The 21,820-nt window shown below is 71.5% G+C and carries 19 protein-coding genes and 1 riboswitch; of the genes, 10 read left to right on the forward strand and 9 right to left on the reverse strand.

Translation table 11 applies throughout. From position 1 onward, the window contains the following. Positions 1–7 precede the first annotated feature (7 nt). From AB0D31_RS04565 to mctP, 6 genes are all read left to right on the forward strand, one after another. Positions 8–1,015: an endonuclease/exonuclease/phosphatase family protein gene (locus tag AB0D31_RS04565; protein ID WP_362716888.1), complete on the forward strand. Its 1,008-nt coding sequence runs from the start codon at positions 8–10 to the stop codon at positions 1,013–1,015. Next, positions 1,015–2,010, forward strand: a complete 996-nt coding sequence (locus tag AB0D31_RS04570) for an aldo/keto reductase (protein WP_362716891.1) — start codon at positions 1,015–1,017, stop codon at positions 2,008–2,010. The genes AB0D31_RS04565 and AB0D31_RS04570 overlap by 1 nt, the downstream gene beginning before the upstream one ends. Beyond that, positions 1,967–4,201 carry an MMPL family transporter gene (locus AB0D31_RS04575; protein WP_362716894.1) on the forward strand — a complete coding sequence of 745 codons (2,235 nt, stop codon included), beginning with the start codon at positions 1,967–1,969 and terminating at the stop codon, positions 4,199–4,201. Before AB0D31_RS04570 ends, AB0D31_RS04575 begins: the two co-directional genes overlap by 44 nt. 33 nt (positions 4,202–4,234) lie before the next feature. Then, positions 4,235–5,212, forward strand: a complete 978-nt coding sequence (locus AB0D31_RS04580; RefSeq protein ID WP_362716897.1) for a helix-turn-helix transcriptional regulator — start codon at positions 4,235–4,237, stop codon at positions 5,210–5,212. A gap of 142 nt (positions 5,213–5,354) precedes the next feature. Further along, the gene (locus tag AB0D31_RS04585) at positions 5,355–5,642 is read left to right on the forward strand and encodes a DUF3311 domain-containing protein (RefSeq protein WP_362716900.1); all 288 of its coding nucleotides are present in this window, start codon (positions 5,355–5,357) and stop codon (positions 5,640–5,642) included. After that, on the forward strand, positions 5,639–7,264 hold the full coding sequence (mctP, locus tag AB0D31_RS04590) for a monocarboxylate uptake permease MctP (RefSeq protein ID WP_362716903.1): 1,626 nt from the start codon (positions 5,639–5,641) through the stop codon (positions 7,262–7,264). The genes AB0D31_RS04585 and mctP overlap by 4 nt, the downstream gene beginning before the upstream one ends. A 70-nt stretch (positions 7,265–7,334) precedes the next feature. Here the strand turns inward: mctP and AB0D31_RS04595 are convergent, their stop codons facing one another. Then, positions 7,335–7,922: a Uma2 family endonuclease gene (locus AB0D31_RS04595; RefSeq protein ID WP_362716906.1), complete on the reverse strand. Its 588-nt coding sequence runs from the start codon at positions 7,920–7,922 to the stop codon at positions 7,335–7,337. Positions 7,923–8,020: 98 nt separating this feature from the next. After that, a riboswitch (cobalamin riboswitch) is annotated at positions 8,021–8,165 on the forward strand. Between the two features lie 123 nt (positions 8,166–8,288). Between AB0D31_RS04595 and AB0D31_RS04600 the strand changes: the two genes are divergently transcribed. Beyond that, a complete protein-coding gene (locus AB0D31_RS04600; RefSeq protein WP_362716909.1) occupies positions 8,289–10,673 on the forward strand; it encodes a ribonucleoside-diphosphate reductase subunit alpha in 2,385 nt (794 codons plus the stop codon). Continuing rightward, positions 10,673–11,689, forward strand: coding sequence for a ribonucleotide-diphosphate reductase subunit beta (locus AB0D31_RS04605; protein ID WP_362716911.1), 1,017 nt, complete (start codon positions 10,673–10,675; stop codon positions 11,687–11,689). Before AB0D31_RS04600 ends, AB0D31_RS04605 begins: the two co-directional genes overlap by 1 nt. Before the next feature lie 107 nt (positions 11,690–11,796). Here AB0D31_RS04605 and def read toward each other — a convergent pair whose 3' ends face one another. The 8 genes from def to AB0D31_RS04645 all read right to left on the reverse strand — a co-directional run bounded on the left by def (position 11,797) and on the right by AB0D31_RS04645 (position 19,357). Continuing rightward, entirely contained in the window at positions 11,797–12,429 is a 633-nt protein-coding gene (def, locus tag AB0D31_RS04610) for a peptide deformylase (RefSeq protein WP_362716914.1), read from the reverse strand. An 80-nt stretch (positions 12,430–12,509) separates the two neighbouring features. Continuing rightward, complete coding sequence (locus AB0D31_RS04615; protein WP_328309806.1) at positions 12,510–13,490, reverse strand: hypothetical protein; 981 nt, start codon at positions 13,488–13,490, stop codon at positions 12,510–12,512. A 117-nt stretch (positions 13,491–13,607) separates the two neighbouring features. Beyond that, positions 13,608–14,840, reverse strand: a complete 1,233-nt coding sequence (locus AB0D31_RS04620) for an HD domain-containing protein (RefSeq protein WP_362717103.1) — start codon at positions 14,838–14,840, stop codon at positions 13,608–13,610. Between the two features lie 20 nt (positions 14,841–14,860). Further along, positions 14,861–16,303, reverse strand: a complete 1,443-nt coding sequence (locus tag AB0D31_RS04625; protein WP_362716917.1) for an HD-GYP domain-containing protein — start codon at positions 16,301–16,303, stop codon at positions 14,861–14,863. Between the two features lie 292 nt (positions 16,304–16,595). After that, on the reverse strand, positions 16,596–16,910 hold the full coding sequence (gene rsrA / locus AB0D31_RS04630) for a mycothiol system anti-sigma-R factor (protein ID WP_053729872.1): 315 nt from the start codon (positions 16,908–16,910) through the stop codon (positions 16,596–16,598). Further along, positions 16,907–17,716, reverse strand: a complete 810-nt coding sequence (locus tag AB0D31_RS04635) for a sigma-70 family RNA polymerase sigma factor (RefSeq protein ID WP_362716919.1) — start codon at positions 17,714–17,716, stop codon at positions 16,907–16,909. The genes rsrA and AB0D31_RS04635 overlap by 4 nt, the downstream gene beginning before the upstream one ends. Before the next feature lie 126 nt (positions 17,717–17,842). Then, positions 17,843–18,487, reverse strand: coding sequence for an alpha/beta family hydrolase (locus AB0D31_RS04640; RefSeq protein WP_362716922.1), 645 nt, complete (start codon positions 18,485–18,487; stop codon positions 17,843–17,845). Between the two features lie 54 nt (positions 18,488–18,541). Continuing rightward, on the reverse strand, positions 18,542–19,357 hold the full coding sequence (locus AB0D31_RS04645; protein WP_362716925.1) for an SOS response-associated peptidase: 816 nt from the start codon (positions 19,355–19,357) through the stop codon (positions 18,542–18,544). A 402-nt stretch (positions 19,358–19,759) separates the two neighbouring features. Between AB0D31_RS04645 and AB0D31_RS04650 the strand changes: the two genes are divergently transcribed. Then, positions 19,760–20,461 (forward strand): M50 family metallopeptidase, encoded by a 702-nt coding sequence (locus AB0D31_RS04650; protein WP_362716928.1) that lies wholly within the window; start codon positions 19,760–19,762, stop codon positions 20,459–20,461. Between the two features lie 26 nt (positions 20,462–20,487). Next, entirely contained in the window at positions 20,488–21,813 is a 1,326-nt protein-coding gene (gene aroA / locus AB0D31_RS04655; protein ID WP_362716931.1) for a 3-phosphoshikimate 1-carboxyvinyltransferase, read from the forward strand. Positions 21,814–21,820 lie beyond the last annotated feature (7 nt).

The following is a 21,820-nucleotide window of genomic DNA, read 5'->3' on the forward strand; positions in this document are numbered from 1 at the left end:
GCCCGCCGTGTCCCCCGCCACCCTCACCACCCTCTGCGCGCTCGGATGGGGCGTCTTCCTCGGCGCGCACCTCGCTTTCAACGGCCGCTGGTGGCCCTGGCTCGCGGTGTCGCTGCTGCCGCCGCCGCTCTTCGCCGCCGTACCGCTCGCGCTGCTCATGGCGTCGGCCGCCACCGGCAGCGAGTCAGGGCTGGCGCTCGCGGCCGGATGCCTGCTCGCCGGCTGGTCGCAGGACGGCATCAACTACCGTGCGCTGAGGCGTGGTTCGCAGCCGATGGCCCAGAGCGACGGCGTCCGGGTGGTGTCGTGGAACACCCAGCACTGGAACCAGGGCCGCGAGCCGGACCGGTTCTACGCCTTCCTGCACACCCTGCCCGCCGACGTCTACCTGCTCCAGGAGTATCTGAACGGGTTCGAGGGCGGCGAGGTGTGGGACATCGACGACGAGGAGCGGCTGCGTCGCGAGTTCCCCGGCCACCACCTGGCCGTCGACAACAACGCGGTGACCCTGTCCCGGTTTCCGCTCGCCGCTCCCCCGGTGCCCGTCGGCGCCTGCTCGCTCCGGGTCGACCTGCGCACGCCGGACGGTGTCCTGTCGACGTACAACGTGCACATCCCGGTCCAGCTCACGGTGATGAACCCGTTCGGCGCGGCGTTCTTCCGGGACATGCGGCGCCGCCACGAGGCGCGGCGGCGCGAGTACGACGCGCTCGTCGCCGATCTGCTCGCCAACCCCCATCCGTTCCTGGTCTCCGGGGACTTCAACACCAGCGCGGCGATCGGCGACATCCGCCGGATGCCGAGGACCGCGCACGACGCCATCGGCGCCAACCGCTCGCTGTTCCCGGCGAGTTGGCACGCCCGGTGGAGGGTACGGCTCTGGCGCATCGACTGGGTGTTCACCAGCGCCGGGATCCGCGTCGGCCAGTACGCGTTCCGCGACCCGGGCGGTCTCTCCGACCATCTGGCGCAGGACGTCACCATCACCACCACCATCGAGGAGATGAACCACTGATGCAGTACCGACAGCTGGGCGGCAAGGACGGCCTGCGGGTGAGCACCCTGTGCCTCGGCACGCTCCCCTTCGGCACCCGGATCGACGAGGCGGCCGCGTTCGCCGTCCTCGACCGGTTCTACGAGGCGGGCGGCACCTTCCTGGACACGGCGAACACGTACGCCTTCTGGGCGCCGGGCGCCACCGGCGCGGAGAGCGAGCTCGTCATCGGCAAGTGGCTGAGCAGCCGGGGCGTGCGGGACGAGATGGTGCTGGCCACCAAGGTCGGCGCGCTGCCCGAGCCACTCGACGCGCCGTGGCCGGAGGCCGCCGAGGGCCTGTCGGCGCCGGTCCTTCGCCGGCAGGTGGAGGCCAGCCTGCGCCATCTGGGCACCGACCGGATCGACCTCTACTACGCGCACATCGACGACCGGAAGACGCCGGTCGAAGAGACGATGGGCGCGTTCGCGGAGCTGGCCGACGCCGGGAAGATCTCGCTCTCCGGGTGCAGCAACTTCGCGGCCTGGCGGGTGGAGGAGTCGCGCGGCGCCGCCGAGCGCGCGGGCGGCCCGGCGTACGCGGCGGTCCAGCAGCGCTACACCTACCTCCAGCCGCGGCCGGGCGCCGACTTCGGAGTGAACCCGCACGCCTCCGAGGAACTCCTCGACTACCTGGCCGCCCGCCCCGAGCTGACGTTCGTCGCATACACCACCCAGCTGACGGGGGCGTACAACAACCCGGCCAAGGAGATCCCCGAGCAGTACCGGCACGCCGGTTCGACCCGGCGGCTCGCGGTACTCGGCGAAGTCGCCAAGGAGCTCGGGATGACGCCCGGCCAGGTCGTGCTCGCCTGGGCGCTCGGCGGCGCGCTGCCGGTCCTGCCGGTGATCGGGGCGAGCGGAGTGGGCCAGCTGGAGGAGTCTTTGGACGCGGTGGACCTCGTCCTGGACGACGAGGTCAGGGCCCGGCTCGATGCGGCAGGTCTCGATGCGGCGGGTCTCGATGCGGCGAGTTGAGCGGTACGCCGTCGGCCTCGCCCGCTTCTGCGTGGGCCACCGCGGGGTGGTGTGCCTGCTGTGGCTTGCGGTGCTCCTTGTGGGCGGGGCCGCGGCGGCGGGCGGCCTCGGCCGCCTGGACCAGAGCTTCACCGCCTCGGGCCAGGACGGCTCCCGGGCCAACGCGGCGATCACCGAGCGGTACGGGTCCGGTGCCGGCGTCGCCCCCCTGGTCGCCGTCGTCACCTGGCCGGACGGCACCGACGGCCGCGCGCCCGGCGCGGCCGCCCGGTTGGCGTCCGGTCTCGCCGCGGCGACGGCGCCGGGCACCCGGGTCCTCTCGTACGCCGACACCGGCGACGAGACGTTCTCCTCCCGCGACGGACGCACCACCTACGCCCTGGTGTATCCGCGCTCCGGCGAGCCCGACCTGGCCGGGCTCGCGGTCGTGCGGGACGCCACCGAGCGGCTGCGGACCGGGCTGCGCGCGGCCCTGCCCACCGCTCGGGTCAATGTGACGGGTGTGCTGCCGCTCCAGGAGGACAGCGCCGCCACCGGTCCGGGCGCCGGCCTTCTCCTGGTCAAGGTGGCCTGCGCGCTGGCGGCGCTCGCGCTGCTCGTGCGGGCGTTCCGGCTCCCGCTCGTGCTCCTTCCGCTGCTGTTGGCGGTCGTGTCGTCGGTGGCGGCCCTGCTGGTGGCCGTCGCCCTCGCGGGTGTCGTGGAGCTGAGCTTCGTCGTGGTCTATCTGATTCCGGTGGCGGCCCTGGCCCTCTCGGTGCGCCGCTCGGCGCTTCTGCTGGCGGCTTGGCGCTCAGCCCCGACGAACGGGGCGGACGCGTTGTCGGCGGCACGCCGGGCGGGAGCCGCGGTGGCGGGCCCGGCGGCGGCCGGCGCCCTGGCCGCGGCCGTGCCCCTGCTGGCGCTCGCCCTGTTCCCCGTCCCGTTCCTGCGCTCGATCGGCATCGCGGGCGCCGCGGTCTGCCTGGCTGCCGCCCTTGCCTCCCTCACCCTGGCTCCCGCGCTCCTGTCGTGGCTGCCGCACGGACGGTCCACGGAGAACCGGAAGCCTTCGGCGCGGCCCCGGTGGCGCCAACGCAGGCCACGGACAGGTCAGTTGCACTCCGGGAGTCGGACGGTTCATCGCCTGTCGGCCGTCGGTGTGCTGGTCACCCTCGGACTGCTCACGGCCGCCGCCGGGTTCCTGACCGCGGGCAATCCGGTGGCCGGGGCGCTGGTGCGCGGCGGCCCGGCCCGGGACGGGCTCGACCAGCTGACGGCGGCCGGGATCCCGTCCGGAGTCCTCAACCCCCTTGATCTGCTGGCCCCTTCGGGCGTCGACCCCGACCGCGTGGCGTCCTCGGTCGCCCGGATCCCCGGCGTCCTGAGTGCGACCGCGCCGCAGGGCGCGCCCTGGCGCCTCGAAGGGTCCGCCCTTATCGCCGTACTCCCGTCCGGGGAGCCGATGACGGGCTCCGGCCGGCGGACGACGGCGGACGTGCGGTCGGCAGCGGCTGCGGCCGGAGCACAGGCCGGCGGCTCGGGGGTACCCGAACTCGACCTGGTCCAGGGCGTGTACCGGGTGGTTCCGTTCGCCCTCGCACTCATGGCGCTGCTTGCCTTCGCCGTGATCGCCCGGCTGCGGTCCGTCCGGTGGGGCCTGCGGGGAGCGGGGTTCGCCCTGGTCACCCCGGTCGCGGCGAGTGGGGTCCTGGTGCTGGTCTGGCAGTACGGCGCCGCTGCCCGACTGCTCGGCGGGGTGGGTGCGACAGGCGCGGTGACCGGATGGATTCCCCTGGTGGCGGGCGCCTTCGCCTTCCTCGACGCCGTCGATCGCACCGTCGCGTCGCACCCCGGGTATCGCTCCCGGTCCGGCGCCGGCCCCTTGGTGGCGCTGTCGCTTCTGGCCATCGGGATCGGCCCTCAAGTGGAGCTGGCCGTTCTGGCGACGGGACTCGGCGGGGCGGCGCTGCTGGGTTCCGCACTATTCCGCGCCCTGCCCGCACTGCCCGCACTGCCCGATCTGCCCGACCTGCCCAACTCGCCCGCGCTGCCCGCGCTGCCCGAACGGTCACACCGGGCCCTCCACGAAAAGGACACAGAATCCACCACAAGTGCCCTTCCGGCCACCCTGACGTCATCCTATTGGTCTAGACCTAGATCACCGCTCGGCCATACGATCCCCCTGGCCGAACCATCGGACCACGCACAGTGACATGACGGCATACGCGAACCTGGGGGAACCCGCATGCTTGAGGCGCTCGGAATCCAGCAGTCCACGGAAATGGTCTACCGACTACTGCTGGAGAGACCGGAGCACGGCGTACCGGAGTTGGCCGAGGAGTTGGGCTGGCCGGAGGACGAGGTCCGGGCGGCCCTCGCCCATCTCGCCGATCTCCGGCTCGTCCTCATGGACGAGGCGTCGCAGGGGGCCGCCCCGTTCAACCCGGATGTCGGGTTCGCCTTCCTGCTCTCGCGGGCCGAGGCCGAACTGACCAAGCGCAGGCGCCAGATGGAGCGGGCCGAGCAGGCGGTGTCCGCGATCCTGGCCAGGTTCAGCGAGGGCGGCACCTTCCGGCACGACGTGGTCGACCGTATCCACGGGGTGGACGCGGTGCGCGAACGCCTGGAGGATCTGGCCGGCAGCGCCCGCGCCGAATGCCTCTCCCTGCTGCCGGGCGGCGCCCAGCTGCCCGACACCATGGACGCGAGCCAGCCCCTGGACGAGCTGGCCCTGGAACGCGGAGTGAAGATCCGCAGCATCTACCAGGAGAGCTTCCGCAACGACGCGCCCACCCTGGAGTACGTACGCTGGTACTGCGATCTGGGCGGCGAGGCCCGCACGGTGCCCATCGTCCCGATGCTGATGGTGATCGTCGACCGCAGTGCGGCCCTGGTCCCGGTGGACCCGGCCGACGCGCGGGCCGGGGCCCTCGAAGTGCGCAGCCGCGGCCTCGTCAACGCGCTGGTCGTCCTCTTCGACCATCTGTGGGAGTCCGGCACCCCGTTCGGGGAGGCCCCGCGGCGCAACGAGCACGACCTCTCCCCGCAGGAACGGGAGTTGCTGCTGCTCCTCGGCATCGGGTGCACGGACGACGTGGCCGCCCGCCGGCTCGGGATCTCGCTGCGCACGGTGCGCCGGATGAGCTCGGAACTCATGTCGCGCCTGGGAGCCCGCAGCCGCTTCGAGGCGGGGGTGCGGGCGACCAAGGAGGGGTGGCTGTGACGTTCTGACGGAGCGTCGCCGAAGAACCCGACGCGTCCGGAATCCGGACGGGGGTTCCCTTGGCCGGGACTGTCCCCTAGATTTCCTGCGCATTACCAAGTGATCCAACGCACAGGTGATCGTGAGGGGACGGAGCCACCCAATGCCGGAATCGACGGAAGTGAAGAGACCGGTGATCACGCCCGTGCGCGTGGTCATCGCTCTCTGCCTGATCGCGCCCCTGGTGGCGATGGTGTGGGTGGGCTCGTACGCCAAGGCCGACCCGAAGCTCGGCGGTATCCCGTTCTTCTACTGGTACCAGATGCTCTGGGTGCTCATCTCGACCGCGCTCACCATGATCGCGTACAAGCTGTGGCAGCACGACCAGCGTTCGCGCGCGTCCGCCACCGCCGCGGTCTCCTTCGACAAGAAGGGGGGTGAGTCCCGGTGAAGGACGGCGTGAACGGCGTCGCACTCGGCGTCTTCATCTTCTTCTTCGTGGCCGTCACCGTGATCGGCTTCATGGCCGCCCGCTGGCGCAAGGCCGAGACCGCGGCGAGCCTCGATGAATGGGGCCTGGGCGGCCGGTCGTTCGGCACCTGGGTCACCTGGTTCCTGCTCGGCGGCGATCTCTACACGGCCTATACGTTCGTGGCCGTCCCCGCCGCGATCTACGCGGCCGGCGCGGCGGGCTTCTTCGCGGTCCCGTACACGATCCTCGTCTACCCGCTGATCTTCACCTTCCTGCCGCGCCTGTGGTCGGTCTCGCACAAGCACGGCTACGTGACCACCTCGGACTTCGTGCGCGGTCGGTTCGGCTCCAAGGGCCTCTCGCTCGCGGTCGCCATCACCGGCATCCTCGCCACGATGCCGTACATCGCGCTTCAACTGGTCGGCATCCAGGCCGTGCTGGACGTGATGGGCGTGGGCGGCGAGTCCGGCAACTGGTTCGTCAAGGACCTGCCGCTGCTCATCGCCTTCGCGGTGCTGGCGGCGTACACGTACTCCTCGGGGCTCCGCGCGCCCGCGCTGATCGCGTTCGTGAAGGACGGCCTGATCTACCTCGTGATCGCCGTCGCGATCATCTACATCCCGATCAAGCTGGGCGGCTTCGACGCCATCTTCAGCGCGGCGGAGCACAAGTTCGCGACGCCGAACCCGAAGACCGGGCAGCCGACCGGGGCGCTCGTGCCCGGCCACGCCGGCCAGTGGACCTACGCCACGCTCGCGCTCGGCTCGGCGCTCGCGCTCTTCATGTATCCGCATTCGATCACGGCGACGCTCTCCTCGCGCAGCCGCAACGTCATCCGCCGCAACACCACGATCCTGCCGCTGTACTCCCTGATGCTGGGCCTGCTGGCCCTGCTCGGCTTCATGGCGATCGCGGCCGGCGTCAAGGTCACGAACGGGCAGCTCGCCATCCCGCAGCTCTTCGAGGACATGTTCCCCGACTGGTTCGCGGGCGTCGCCTTCGCGGCGATCGGCATCGGCGCGCTGGTCCCGGCGGCGATCATGTCGATCGCGGCCGCGAACCTCTTCACCCGCAACATCTACAAGGACTTCATCAAGCCGGACGCGACGCCGTCGCAGGAGGCCAAGGTCTCCAAGCTGGTCTCGCTCGTGGTGAAGGTCGGCGCGCTGGTCTTCGTCCTGACCATGGACAAGACCGTCGCCATCAACTTCCAGCTGCTGGGCGGGATCTGGATCCTGCAGACCTTCCCGGCGCTGGTCGGCGGTCTGTTCACGCGCTGGTTCCACCGCTGGGCGCTGCTCGCCGGCTGGGCGGTCGGCATGGTGTACGGCACGCTCGCCGCGTACGGGGTGGGCTCGCCCACGCAGAAGCACTTCGGCGGCTCCTCCAAGGAGATCCCGGGCATCGGCGAGATCGGCTACATCGGCCTCACCGCGTTCGTCCTGAACGTGGTGGTCACCGTGGTCCTGACCTTCGTCCTGCGCGCAGTGAAGGCCCCCGACGGCGTCGACGAGACCTCGCCGGCGGACTACACGGCGGACGCGGGCGACCCCGGTGTCGCCACGGAACTGCCGCCGGCGACGGCGGGGGCGGCGCACTGAGGTTCGCTGTCGGCACGGGGAAGGGCCGCCGCACCCTGGGAGGGTGCGGCGGTCCTTTCGTATGCACCGATCAGCGCGTCCAGTCCTTGAGCTGCTCGGTCTGGAGGGTGATGTTGACGGGATCGGGGAGCGTGATGTCCGTGCCGTACGGCACGATGTGGACGCTCTCGTACCGGTGGCCGTTGGGCTGGCTGTAGACGGAAACCTCGCACTTGGCCCGGTCGATGAGCAGGTATACGGGGATGCCGGTTTCCGCGTAGGCGCGTGGCTTCTCGACATGGTCTCGCCGGTGCGTGTCGGAGTCCCACGAGGTCACCTCGACCACCATGAGGATCGGCTCGGGCTCCACCCAGTCGCCCTGCCCGACGAAAGCGTCCGGATGAGCGAGCACCGCATCGGGGATGGCGCGACCAGTCCGGTATTTCTCCGCCTTGATCCCCTGCCCGGGGTGCAGGAAGAGGTCGTCCGGCCGAGCCTGCATGCAGATTTTGAGCAGCCACTGAACGATCCGGTTGTGGTCCCCGTCCGGCATGGCCTTGCTCCTGATGACCCCGTAGATGAATTCGAGCCGCGTCCCCTCCCGCTCACGGGCCGCTATGCGTGCGACGGCCTCGAAATCCTCCGTCAACATGTGGGGCCGGTCTGTAGTCGAGGTCATCGCGGCTCGCCTCCTTCAAGGGCTCTGTCCCGACGATAGCGGAGCCCTATGACAGGCGGGCGTGGACCGACCGGCGACACAACATGTGGGGGGTGCCGTCAACAGTGCCCCCCACATGTATGCTCGTGCTCGCTGTCGCCGCAGGGGAATCCGGTGCGAATCCGGAACTGTCCCGCAACGGTATGACCCGTACGGATACGTACGGGCCGAGTCCGACAACCTGCCGATGGTGCGCCCGGTTCGACCGATCCGGGTGCCAGACGTCCGGGCCTCGCGGTTGGGCCGGTGGACGACGCGCCGAGGGCTGCCCCGAGGCGCGCCGACGCCTCCCCCGAAGGCCCCGTGCCGAGCGAGGGAGTGCCCCACGTGACCATCGCCCCAGCGGATCCCGCTTCAGCGATCACCGATGAGCTCGCGGATGCCCCCGGGACCGCGCTGCTGCGGACCTTGACCGAGTTCACCGCCGACCTCCCGGACACCGACCCGGGCCGGGTCGCCGCCGCCGCGCTGCGGGGCCGCAACGCCCGTTCCGACGCAGCCGAGCTGCGCGAGCTGGCCACCGAGGCGGCCGCGGGGCTCATCTCCGAGGACCCGGCGTACTCCCGCCTCGCCGCCCGCCTGCTCACGGTCACCATCGCCGAAGAGGCCGCGAGCCAGGGCGCGGTGTCGTTCTCCGCGTCCGTGGCCGTCGGCCACCGCGAGGGCCTGATCGCCGACCGCACCGCCGACTTCGTGCTCGCCCACACGGACCGCCTCGACGCCCTCGTGGACACCGCGCTCGCCGACGGCGCCGACGACCGCTTCGGCTACTTCGGCCTGCGCACCCTGTTCTCCCGCTATCTGCTGCGCCACCCGATCACCCGCAAGGTCGTCGAGACCCCCCAGCACTTCATGCTGCGGGTGGCCTCCGGTCTCGCCGAGGACGGCAGCGTACGGGCCCTGGACGAAGTGGCGTCCCTGTACGGCCTGATGAGCCGCCTGGACTATCTGCCGTCCTCCCCCACGCTCTTCAACTCCGGCACCCGCCACCCCCAGATGTCGTCCTGCTACCTGCTCGACTCACCGCTCGACGAGCTGGACTCCATCTACGACCGCTACCACCAGGTGGCGCGCCTCTCCAAACACGCCGGCGGCATCGGGCTCTCGTACTCCCGGATCCGCGGCCGCGGTTCGCTGATCCGGGGCACCAACGGCCACTCCAACGGCATCGTGCCGTTCCTCAAGACGCTGGACGCCTCCGTCGCCGCGGTCAACCAGGGCGGGCGGCGCAAGGGCGCGGCCGCGGTGTACCTGGAGACCTGGCACTGCGACATCGAGGAGTTCCTTGAGCTGCGCGACAACACCGGTGAGGACCAGCGCCGTACGCACAACCTGAACCTCGCGCACTGGATCCCCGACGAGTTCATGCGCCGCGTCGACGCCGACGGCACGTGGTCGCTGTTCTCGCCGGCCGACGTACCCGAGCTCGTCGACCTGTGGGGCGATGAGTTCGACGCCGCCTACCGCAAGGCCGAGGCCGCGGGGCTCGCCCGCAAGACCATGCCGGCCCGTGACCTGTACGGCCGCATGATGCGCACCCTCGCGCAGACCGGCAACGGCTGGATGACGTTCAAGGATGCCTCCAACCGCACCGCTAACCAGACGGCGGAGCCCGGCCACACGGTCCACTCCTCCAACCTGTGCACCGAGATCCTTGAGGTCACCGACGACGGCGAGACGGCCGTGTGCAACCTCGGCTCGGTCAACCTGGGCGCGTTCGTCGACCCCCGGGTCGGCGGCGACGGCATCGACTGGGAGCGGCTCGACGAGACCGTCCGCACCGCGGTCACCTTCCTCGACCGGGTCGTCGACATCAACTTCTACCCGACCGAGCAGGCCGGCCGCTCCAACGCCCGGTGGCGTCCGGTGGGCCTGGGGGCGATGGGGCTCCAGGACGTCTTCTTCAAGCTGCGGCTGCCCTTCGACTCCCCCGAGGCGAAGGCCCTGTCGACGAAGCTGTCCGAGCGGATCATGCTGACCGCGTACGAGGCCTCCGCCGCCCTCGCCGAGCGGTCGGGTCCGCTGCCCGCCTGGGACAAGACCCGTACCGCGCGCGGTGTGCTCCACCCCGACCACTACGACGTCGAGCTGAACTGGCCGGAGCGCTGGGCCGCCCTGCGCGAGCGCATCGCGAAGGTCGGCATGCGCAACTCGCTGCTCCTCGCGATCGCACCGACCGCGACCATCGCGTCCATCGCGGGCGTCTACGAGTGCATCGAGCCGCAGGTCTCCAACCTTTTCAAGCGCGAGACGCTGAGCGGTGAATTCCTCCAGGTCAACGGCTACTTGGTGGAGGAGCTGAAGGCGCTCGGCGTGTGGGACGCGCAGACCCGGGAGGCGCTGCGCGAGGCAAGCGGCTCGGTGCAGGGCTTCGGCTGGATCCCCGCCGACGTCCGCGCCCTGTACCGCACGGCGTGGGAGATCCCGCAGCGCGGCCTGATCGACATGGCCGCCGCCCGCACCCCGTTCCTCGACCAGTCGCAGTCGCTCAACCTGTTCCTGGAGACGCCCACCATCGGCAAGCTGTCGTCGATGTACGCGTACGCCTGGAAGCAGGGCCTGAAGACGACGTACTACCTGCGTTCGCGCCCGGCGACCCGCATCGCCCGCGCCGCGCAGGCCGCCACCGTCCCAGTCCAGCAGGCCGCGCCCGACGCCGACGCGGTCGCCTGTTCCCTGGAAAACCCCGAGTCCTGCGAGGCCTGCCAGTAATGAGCTCAACCGACCACAAGAACCTGCTGGACCCGGGCTTCGAGCTGACCCTGCGTCCCATGCGCTACCCGGACTTCTACGAGCGCTACCGGGACGCGATCAAGAACACCTGGACCGTCGAGGAGGTCGACCTCCACTCCGACGTCGCCGACCTCGCGAAGCTGACGCCGGGCGAGCAGCACATGATCGGCCGCCTGGTCGCGTTCTTCGCGACGGGCGACTCGATCGTCTCCAACAACCTGGTGCTCACCCTCTACAAGCACATCAACTCCCCTGAAGCGCGGCTCTACTTGAGCCGTCAGCTCTTCGAGGAGGCCGTGCACGTCCAGTTCTATCTGACGCTGCTCGACACTTATCTGCCCGACCCGCAGGACCGCGCCGCCGCGTTCGACGCGGTGGAGGAGATCCCCTCGATCCGCGAGAAGGCGCAGTTCTGCTTCAAGTGGATCAACGAGGTGGAGAAGCTCGACCGCCTGGAGACCAAGGCCGACCGGCGCCGTTTCCTGCTCAACCTGATCTGCTTCGCGGCGTGCATCGAGGGCCTGTTCTTCTACGGTGCCTTCGCCTACGTCTACTGGTTCCGCAGCCGGGGTCTCCTGCACGGCCTGGCCACCGGCACCAACTGGGTGTTCCGCGACGAGACGATGCACATGAACTTCGCCTTCGAGGTCGTGGACACCGTCCGCAAGGAAGAGCCCGAGCTCTTCGACGACGCGCTGGAGCAGCAGGTCACCGACATGCTGAAGGAAGCGGTCGCCGCCGAGCTCCAGTTCGGCCGTGACCTGTGCGGCGAGGGCCTGCCCGGCATGAACACCGAGTCGATGCGCGAGTACCTGGAGTGCGTCGCCGACCAGCGGCTGACGCGGCTCGGCTTCCCGGCGGTGTACGGCTCGTCCAACCCGTTCTCGTTCATGGAGCTCCAGGGCGTCCAGGAGCTGACGAACTTCTTCGAGCGGCGTCCGTCCGCCTACCAGGTCGCCGTCGAGGGCTCGGTCGGCTTCGACGAAGAGTTCTAGCCCGGCCAACGGGGTCCGGTCGACACCCGGTCGACGGCGCCAGGTGAACGGCCGAGGCCCCGCTCCCCTCCAGGGGGGGCGGGGCCTCAACTCTTGGGCGTACTACGTCAGTTGTTGGGGACCGTCTCGTAGCGGGCGGTGCCCTCCTCCATCTGACGGAGCGCGTCCTTGCGGTCGCGCTTGGAGAGGCGGTCGATGTAGAGCCGCCCGTACAGGTGGTCCGTCTCGTGCTGGAGGCAGCGCGCGAAGTAGCCGGTGCCGCGCACCTTGATCGGGTTGCCCTGGGCGTCCTGGCCGCTGACCTCTGCGTAGTCGGTGCGGGCGAGCTCGGCGTACGCGGTCGGCACGGACAGGCAGCCCTCGTTGGACTCGTCCAGGACGCGCAGCTCGGCCGGCAGTTCTTCGAGGACGGGGTTGCAGACGAGGCCCACGTGGCGCACGCCCTCGTCGTCGAGGCAGTCGTAGACGAAGACCTTCAGGTCCACGCCGATCTGGTTGGCCGCGAGGCCCACGCCCTCAGCCGCCTTCTGGCTGGCGAACATGTCGTCGACGAGCTTGGCCAGCTCGCCGTCGAAGGCGGTGACGTCCTTGCACTCCTTGTGCAGGACCGGGTTGCCGACGACCGTGATGGGGCGGGCGGTGCCGCGCTCGCGGTAGGCCAGCTCACGCGCCTCGCAGTCCTCCGTGTCCACGACGAACCCGTCGTTCTCGACCTGCTGGTCCGTCTGCTGCTGCGCCATGTCCGCCGTAAGCCTTCCTCAAAAACCCGATTCCGATCCCGTACAGCCTAAGGCCCGGCCCGGCTCCGTTGCCCGGATGCTCAGCAGACTTCCTCGAGATCTCGCCACTCGCGGCTGTCCGGGTTGTCGGCGACCCAGCCGTCGAGGAGCCCGCGCACCAGGCCGGCGGGGGCCGCGAGGCCGCATTCGCGCTCCGGGACCCACAGGTCGCCGTTGGTGCGGTGGCCGAGCGGGCCGGGGTGGCCGGGCTCACTGTGGTCGTGCGGGTCGAGGTGCTCGCCGTCGCCCTCGTCGCTCGGCATCTCCGACTCGGAGCAGGCCCGGCACAGCAGCCGCACCGACGACGACCAGTCCTCGGCGGCGAAGCCGGCGTCGGCCGCGAGGCGCTCCAGGGCGTCCCGGTCGGCCTCGGTGGCGGCCTCCAGGAGGACCACCCAGGTCGGCACCGGTGAGGGCGCCCACAGCTCGATCTCGTCGAAGACCGGGAACGACGGGCCGGCGGCGGTGGTGCGCTCGCCGTGCGGGACGCCGTCGTGGAGCACGACCTCGCCCCAGCGGCGGCCCGAGGACGGCAGCGGGATGGAGAGCACTTCCATGCGGGCCGGGTCGAGCCTGCGGCCCCACACCACCTCGGCCTCGCCCTCGGGCGACAGGCGCACGGCGGCGCTGCCCAGCTCCATGCCGACGGGTTCGCCGCTGCCGGTGGCCTCGCCGGGCACCTTCAGGCCGTACGCCTGCCAGGCGCGGCGGGCCAGCGGCCAGTCCTGGAGCGCGGTGGCCGCGATGCCCACGTTCCACCAGTCGGGGGCGCCGGACTCCTTGTCGAGCAGCGCCACCGCGCGCAGCCCGGCGGCCCTCGCCTGCTCCCAGTCGTGCCGGAACTTGTGCAGGAGCGCCAGGTTGAACCAGGACTCCGACAGCCAGGGCTCCAGGTCCGCGGCGCGCGTCAGCAGCGCGCCGGCGTCCTCGTACCTGCCGTCGCCGATCAGCGTGAACGCACGGTCTGTGGCCTGCCGCCACGAGGCGGAGGGCCGGTGCCGTCCCTTGCCGAAGATCCTCACGATTCCCGCCTGCCCAGACCGGCCCCGACTACCGGGTCGGTCTTACGGTCTCCCAGTTTTCTGGGTTCTTTTCGCATCCAACCATGCCCGGCCGGAAGGCCGCTCATTACTCCTGGGTTACCCAGGTGGCACCCGGGTCAGACAGCCCCGGGCCAGCACGCGTGCCAGGGATTCGACAACGTGCGGATGGTAGTCACGGCCGGTGCCGAGGCGCAGCTGTTCGAGTGCGTTCAGCGGGCTGCCCGGTCCCGCCGTGCCTTCGGCGAGGTCGTCGTAGGCGTTCACCGCGCGGATGATCCGGGCGGCGAGCGGCTGTTCCCGGTACGGGTCGGCCTGCCGCTCGACGATCAGGGCGACGTCGGCGGGGACGCCGGTCTGGCGGACGACGGCGCCGCCGAGCAGGGCGATGCGGCGCTGTTCGCCGGCGGGCAGGGCGGCGGTGGCGCCGGCGGGGACGGGGTCGAGCAGGGACAGCTGCCCGATGTCGTGCATGAGCGCGGCGTACTCCAGGACGGTCAGCTCGCTCTCGGAGAGCCCGAGCTCGCGCCCGACGGCCCGGCTGAGCTGGGCGACCCGGCGGGCGTGGCCCGGTTTGGTGTATCCGGCGATCTCGGTGGCGCGGGCCAGTGAGGTGATGGTCTGGCGGTAGGTGGTGCGGACGGCGGCGTACCGCCGGAAGGCCAGTTGGGTGAGGAGCAGCGGCACACAGAAGACGGGCAGCGCCCACAGGCCGGCGACGGCGACCGCGAGGGCGATCACGGTGCCGGTGGCGCAGACGGCGGAGCCGATGCCGAGCAGTCCGCGCAGCTCGTCACGGAGGAGCGGGCCGAAGGGATAGCGGGTGCGGGCGCACAGGAGCAGGGCGGCGACCACCGCGTCGCACAGCGCGGTCAGCACGAGCAGCAGCAGGAGGACGAAGGCGAAGGAGGGTCCGTAACCGACCCGGTCGTCGAGCAGCCCGGAGTTGTAGAGCGGTTGAAAGCAGACGGCGGCGAAAGCCACGGTGAGCACCCGGCGGGCCATCTCGTCCGCGCTCGGCCCGCGCCCGGCGGCCACATGCGGTACGGAACCGAGCAGCATCGCGGCCACCACCACGGCGATCACCTGGAGCACCCCGTGCCGGGTGGCGTGCCCGGCGCTCTCGCCGAGCAGCGCGTAGGCCAGCGCTCCCGCGGAGGCGAGCGGCGCGGGGTCCCGCTCGCCGTCCCTGGCACCCCACCGGGCCAGCTCCCCCACGACGATGAGGGCGCCGAAGGCGGCCGCGGTGCGGGGCTCGGTGAGGCCGCCGCGCAGGGTCGCGACGAGCGCCCAGGCGGTGAGGGCCGAGGCCAGGGCGTGGGTGACGAGCACGGGGGCGGTGGCCCGGGCGGTCACGTCCGGCCGCCGGGGCGCGGGAGGGGCGCGGCTCGGGGCGGGCGCGGGTGGGCCGGCGGCTGGGCGTGATCCGCTCCGGTGGGCCTGGGCACAGGCACGTTTCCGCGGCCGCCCGGCGTCCCCGGCTCGTCCGCGGTGACCTCCACGTGCCAGCCGTGGCGGGTGAGCGCCCGCACCAGGCCGTCCACCATCCGCGGGTCGAACTGTGCGCCCGCACAGCGTTCCAGTTCGGTGACGGCTGCCGCGACGGGCCGGGCCCGCCGGTAGGAGCGGGTCGAGGTCATCGCGTCGAACGCGTCGGCCACCGCCACCACCCGGGCGGCCTCGGGGATCTGGGTGCCGACGAGCCCGTAGGGGTAGCCGCTGCCGTCGAGCCGTTCGTGGTGGTGCAGGATCGCGGCGCGGGCCTCGCCGAGGAAGCCGATGCCGCGGACCATCTCATGGCCGTACTCGGGGTGCAGCTCGATCACCGCGCGCTCCTCCGGGGTGAGCGGGCCGTCCTTCCTGAGGACCCGGGTCGGCACGCCGAGCTTGCCGACGTCGTGGAGGATCCCGGCGAACCGGATGACCTCCAACCGCCCTTCCTCCATGCCGAGTTCGCGGGCGATCATCTCCGAGGCCCGGCCGACGCGTTCGCTGTGGCCGCGGGTGTAGCGGTCCTTGATGTCGACGGCCTGGACGAGGGCGCGGATGGTGGCCTGGTGGGCGGCGCGCTCGCGCTGGTACTGGGCGAAGACCCAGCAGGAGATGTACATGGGAAGCAGCACGAACAGCGCGGCGGGCGGCCCGAACCGGCTGCGCCACAGCACGGCCATCATCAGCCCGGCGAGCCCGTGCACACAGTGCGGGGCGAGCGAGCGCAGCAGGAGACCGCGCCAGGCGGTGCGGGCGGGGCGGCGTTCGGCGGTGGCGAGAATGAGCCCGTCGAGCGCGGTGAGGACCAGGCAGAAGACGAGGGCGGCGGCCCCGGCCGGCAGCAGGGCGTACGGAAAGTCGGGGGCGGAGCCCGGGCCGCGTCCGCCGAGCGCGGCCCGGCCGCCGAGCAGCTCGTGCGCGCGGGCCGCCGTCGAGGCCGCGAGGGCGAGTTCGGCGGCCCGCCAGGCCCGGCGCACCCGGCGCGGCTCGTCCTCGACGTACGCGATGAGCGCGCCCGGCACCGCGACGAGGGCGGCCGCGGCGGGCGGAAGCAGGAAGACGGCGGCGAGCAGCACCGGAAAGAAGGATCCTGCGGCGATCGGCACGTCCACCCGGCCGGCCAGGACCGGGCAGCGGGCCGGCCATTCGCAGAGCGCGTACAGACCGGCCAGGAGCGCGACGGCCGGCCAGGGCACGCCCTGGTGCAGCACGGGCAGGGCACACGCAGTGGCGCCCACGACGGCGCACGTGACGGCGAGGCGCGCGCCTGCCGGAATGTCCCGCGGTCCCCGCGGCTCCGCCATGGCCCCCACCTCCCCATCCGCCCGGGCAGCCCGTTGCGTACAGCTTCGCGAGGATAGGCCCGTGGGCGGCGGCGGTCAGGCGCATGGACCAAATAGGGGGTTTCGAGCCACCCGGATTCGCACCTACGGGTGACGTGGCGCGGAAAATGGTGTGGGAAAGCGACGCGGGAAAAGCGGAGAGCGGCCCCGGCCGATGGCCGGGACCGCTCTCAACTGTCCTGCCGCGGGCGGCAGTTCACCATTCTTGATCGTCGCTCGTGATCGTCCGCGGCACAGCGGGCGGGCGCCAAGGTCACTCGGGCCTGAGCGTCGGCACCTCTCCCGTGACGACGTCCTGCTCGGGCACGGCCTGCCCCGAGCGGATCAGGTCGATGCGGCCCATCACCTTGGAGCGCAGGTCACTCGGCACGTCGTCCGAGCCGCAGCAGCGCTTGACCAGCTTCTTGACGGCCTGCTCCAGGCCGTACTTCTCCAGGCACGGCGAGCACTCCTCGAAGTGCACCTCGAACTTGTTGCAGTCCGTGGGCGGCATCTCGTGGTCCAGGAACTCATACAGATGGTCCAGGACCTCGGAGCAGTCCGTCTCGTGCGGCTCTCCGCAGCTCATGAGCCCGAGCCTTTCGCTTCGTCCGACTCACCGGCGCCGGCCGGGACGAGCCCGCGGTCACGGGCGTAGTCCTCCAGCATTCCGCGCAGTTGGCGGCGGCCCCGGTGCAGTCGGGACATCACCGTACCGATGGGTGTACCCATGATGTCCGCGATCTCCTTGTACGCAAAGCCCTCTACGTCCGCGAGATACACGGCGATGCGGAACTCCTCCGGAATGGCCTGGAGGGCGGCCTTCACGTCCGAGTCGGGCAGGTGGTCGAGCGCCTGCGACTCGGCGGAGCGCAGCCCCGTGGACATGTGGGACTCGGCGCGCGCGAGCTGCCAGTCCTCGATCTCCTCGGCGGCGCTGCGCTGGGGCTCGCGCTGCTTCTTGCGGTAGGAGTTGATGAAGGTGTTGGTGAGAATCCGGTAGAGCCAAGCCTTCAGGTTGGTGCCCTCGCGGAACTGGTGGAACGACCCGTACGCCTTGGCGTACGTCTCCTGCACCAGGTCCTCCGCATCGGCCGGGTTGCGCGTCATGCGCAGCGCCGCCGAGTACATCTGGTCGAGGTAGCCCAGGGCGTCCCGCTCGAAGCGCGCGTTGCGCTCGGCGGTGGTCTCTTCCACGTGGCCGTCGTCGGTCCCTGTGACCGGACCCACCTCCTCGAACGGTGTGCTGGGCCCGAAGCCGGACCCACTCGAATCGGAGGATAGACGACGATCCGCCCCGCCCGCCGCTCGAATAGAGCTGGCCTTGGCCGCGGAAAGCACCGTCCACTCCAGGTCAGAGGCGGCCTTGCGGCTCGGGCAGATGGTCGAACCCATGCGACGGACTCCCTCTCCACAGCTGGTCTGCGTATCCCTTACGTCGCCCATAACAGCCGCCTCCCGTCCGGCATTCCCGGCGTCGGACGGCGAGCTTGCCGACGTCAGAGGGCGAGCTTCGCTGCGTCAGAGGGCGAGCGCGCCGAGCCAGCCGCCGACCGCCACCGTGATCACCTCCAGTGCGTCCTGCTGGGTGAGGGAGCCGCGCTTGGGGACGGCGAACCCGTGGTCGGCGCCGGGCACCTCCGTCATCCCGTACGGCCCATCGGGGAATTCGGCGGGCTTGCCGAAGGGGTCGTTGCCGCCCTGCACGACCAGGGTGGGGACGCCTGCGCCGAGCAGCTCGGGGGCCCGGGTCTTCTCGGGCCTGCCCGGGGGGTGCAGCGGGAAGCTCAGGGCCAGGACCCCGGCCGCGCCGAGCTCCGCCGCCGTGCGGCAGGCCACCCGCGCCCCGGCGCTGCGGCCGCCCGCGACGACGGGCAGCCCCTTCGCGGTCAGGGCGGGCCACAGGTCGCGCCAGCCGGTGTCCAGCGTCTTCGGCGCCGGGGCCAGCTTCTTGCCGGCCACTCGCCACGGCTGCTCCACCAGGGCCACACTCACCCCGAGCGGGGGCAGCGCGGCGGCCAGGGCCTGCAGGTCGCGGGCCTCGATGCCGCCACCCGCACCATGGCTCACCGCAAGGACGAGGCGGGCCTCGGCCGCGGGCCGCCAGGTGATGCGCGCCTCACCGGCGCCGGTCTCAACGATCTCGCTGTCGCTCACGGACCCCATCCTGCGACAGAACAAGGGGCGCGATGGGCAGCCGGGACGCGGATCAGAAAAGGATCAGAACAAGGTGCCCTCTTCCGGTCCCTCCAGCTCCTTCAGCAGTTCGGGTCCGTTGTTGCGCACGTTGCTGACGGCCGTCGACACCGGGTACGCCCGCATCAGGCCGCCCGGCGGCGGTGCGAGCAGGTCCCGCACCTCCTCGCTGTCCTGACGGGCCGGGTCCAGCCACGCCGACCAGCGGTCCGGGGTCAGCATCAGCGGCATCCGGGGGTGGATGTCGGCGAGGGAGAACGGGCCCTCCGCGGGGGCGACACCCAGCGGACCGGTCTCCGCCTCGGTGGTCACCACCGAGCAGGTCACCCACCACGCCGCCGGGTGGTCGTCGGGCAGGGTGCGGTCGCGCCAGAACTCGTAGAGCCCGGCCATCGCGAAGACCGAGCCGTCCGACGGGGTCACGAAGTACGGCTGCTTGCGCGGCCGCTTCTTCCTGCCCTCGACCTCCAGCTCGCGCTCCCCCGTGCCGGTGACCCATTCGTAGTAGCCGTCGGCGGGGATGATGCAGCGGCGCGAGGAGAACGGCTTCCTGAAGGAGGGCTTCTCGTGGACCGTCTCGGCCCGCGCGTTGATCATCCGGGCGGCGCCCTCGGGTGACTTCGCCCACGAAGGGACGAGCCCCCACTTCAGCTTGCGCAGCTGACGGACCGGGCGGGGCTCATCGGTGTCCTTGAGGGGGCGTTCGAGGACGACGTAGACCTCTTTGGTGGGGGCCACGTTCCAGTCGGGCTCCACCGTTTCGGCCGGGTCCCACTTCTCCACGTCGAAGACCCCGGCGAGATCCTCGGGCGCGCGACTCGCCGCGTACCTGCCGCACATGTCCAGCCTCCCCAACTGAGCCGCACCGACGCTGGTCGTACGGCCGTGTCCCGCACCGAGCCACCGCGGTGCGCCGTCTTCGCAGCCCCCAAGGGTGGCAGACCGCCGGTACCGGCCGGCGGGGGAGCCCGGTGGCCGGTGCACGCCCGGGGTGGCCTGCGCCGTCCGGGACGGCGGAACCTTTCGCACGGCGGTGCTCGTCCTATCCATCACGCACGGCGGTGCTCGTCCTATCCATCACGCACGGCGGTGCTCGTCCTATCCATCACGCACGGCGGTGCTCGCCCTGTCCAGCACACACCGCGCGCTACCCGGCCCGGGCCGACCACCCGCCGCACGCCTGTGCGGTGCCCGGTGCCAGACTGCCACGGCGCCCGTACCCCATGAGGAGCCGTCCCCGACATGTCAGCGCTGCAAGACCTCCAGCTCTTCGGCACCCAGAGCCCACCGGACCGGTGGCTGGTCGTCGCGACCGGCCTGGTCGCGCTCGCCGCGGTCGTCCCGCACAGCCTGTGGCGGCTGTCCCGCAACGCCATCACCATCGCCCACGAGGGCGGCCACGGCCTGGTGGCGCTCGTCTCGGGGCGCCGCCTCGACGGCATCCGGCTGCACTCCGACACCAGCGGCCTCACCGTGAGCCGGGGCAAGCCCTACGGCCTGGGAATGATCCTCACCGCGGCCGCCGGATACACCGCGCCGCCCTTGCTCGGCCTCGGCGGCGCCTGGCTGCTCACCGCCCACCACGTCACGCTCTTCCTGTGGCTGGCCACGGCGCTGCTCCTCGCCATGCTGGTGATGATCCGCAACGCGTACGGCGTCCTGACCGCGGTGATCACCGGCGCCGCGTTCCTGCTCATCTCGTGGCTGACCGGCCCCGATGTGCAGTCCGCGTTCGCGTACACGGCCGTGTGGTTCCTGCTGCTCGGCGGCGTACGCCCGGCGTTCGAGCTCCAGCGCAAGCGCCGCCGGCACAACGACGGCGACTCGGACGCCGACCAGCTCGCCCGGCTCACCCACGTACCGCCGGCGCTCTGGCTCTTCCTCTTCCACGCGGTTTCTGTCTGTTCCCTGATCGGTGGGGGCCGCTGGCTGCTCGGTGTCTAGTCCACGGCCCCACTAAAGTAAGGACCATGACCGAAACGCCCGTGCACCACGCCCTCTGGCCCGCCCCTCTCGCGAGCAAAGCCGTCGACGCGACGGTCACCGTGCCCGGATCGAAATCGGTCACCAATCGCGGGCTCGTCCTGGCCGCGCTTGCCGCCGAACCCGGCTGGCTGCGCCGCCCCCTGCGCTCCCGCGACACCCTCCTGATGGCGGAGGCCCTGCGCACCCTGGGGGTCGGCATCGAGGAGGGCGTGGGCCCCGACGGCTCAGGCGAGGCCTGGCGCGTGATCCCGGCCGGCCTGCACGGCCCGGCCACCGTCGACGTCGGCAACGCCGGCACCGTCATGCGCTTCCTTCCCCCCGTCGCCGCGCTCGCCGACGGACCGGTCCGCTTCGACGGCGACCCGCGCTCCTACGAGCGCCCGCTCGGCGGCGTCATCGACGGGCTGCGCGCGCTCGGCGCCCGCATCGACGACGACAACCGCAGCGCGCTCCCCCTCACCGTGCACGGCGCGGGCGCCCTCGAAGGCGGCCGGGTGGAGATCGACGCCTCGTCCAGCTCCCAGTTCGTCTCGTCCCTGCTGCTCTCCGCACCCCGCTTCAACCAGGGCGTCGAGGTACGCCACGTGGGCGCGGCCCTGCCGTCGATGCCGCACATCCGGATGACGGTCGACATGCTGCGCTGCGTCGGCGCCCAGGTGGACGAGCCGGAGACGGGCGGCGAGCCGAACGTGTGGCGGGTCACCCACTCCGCGCTGCTCGGCCGCGACCTGACCGTCGAGCCCGACCTCTCCAACGCCCAGCCGTTCCTGGCCGCCGCGCTCATCACCGCCGGCACCGTCGTCATCTCCGACTGGCCGGCCCGCACCACCCAGCCCGGCGACCAGCTGCGCCAGATCTTCACCGAGATGGGCGGCGCCTGCCAACTGACCGACCGCGGGCTGGTGTTCACGGGCTCCGGCCGTATCCACGGCATCGACGTCGACCTGAGCGAGGTCGGCGAGCTCACTCCGGGCATCGCCGCCGTCGCGGCGCTCGCCGACTCGCCCTCCACGCTGCGCGGCGTCGCGCACCTGCGGCTGCACGAGACGGACCGCCTGGCCGCGCTCACCAAGGAGATCAACGAGCTCGGCGGTGATGTGACGGAGACCGAGGACGGGCTGCACATCCGCCCGCGCGCCCTGCACGGCGGCGTCTTCCACACCTACGACGACCACCGGATGGCGACGGCCGGCGCGATCATCGGCCTCGCGGTGGAGGGCGTGCACATCGAGAACGTGGCGACGACGGCCAAGACGCTGCCCGACTTCCCCGACATGTGGGAATCCATGCTGGCGGGGTCGGGAAGCTGAGCGGGGC

This window comes from Streptomyces sp. NPDC048361 (genome assembly GCF_040651795.1).
GTDB lineage: Bacteria > Actinomycetota > Actinomycetes > Streptomycetales > Streptomycetaceae > Streptomyces.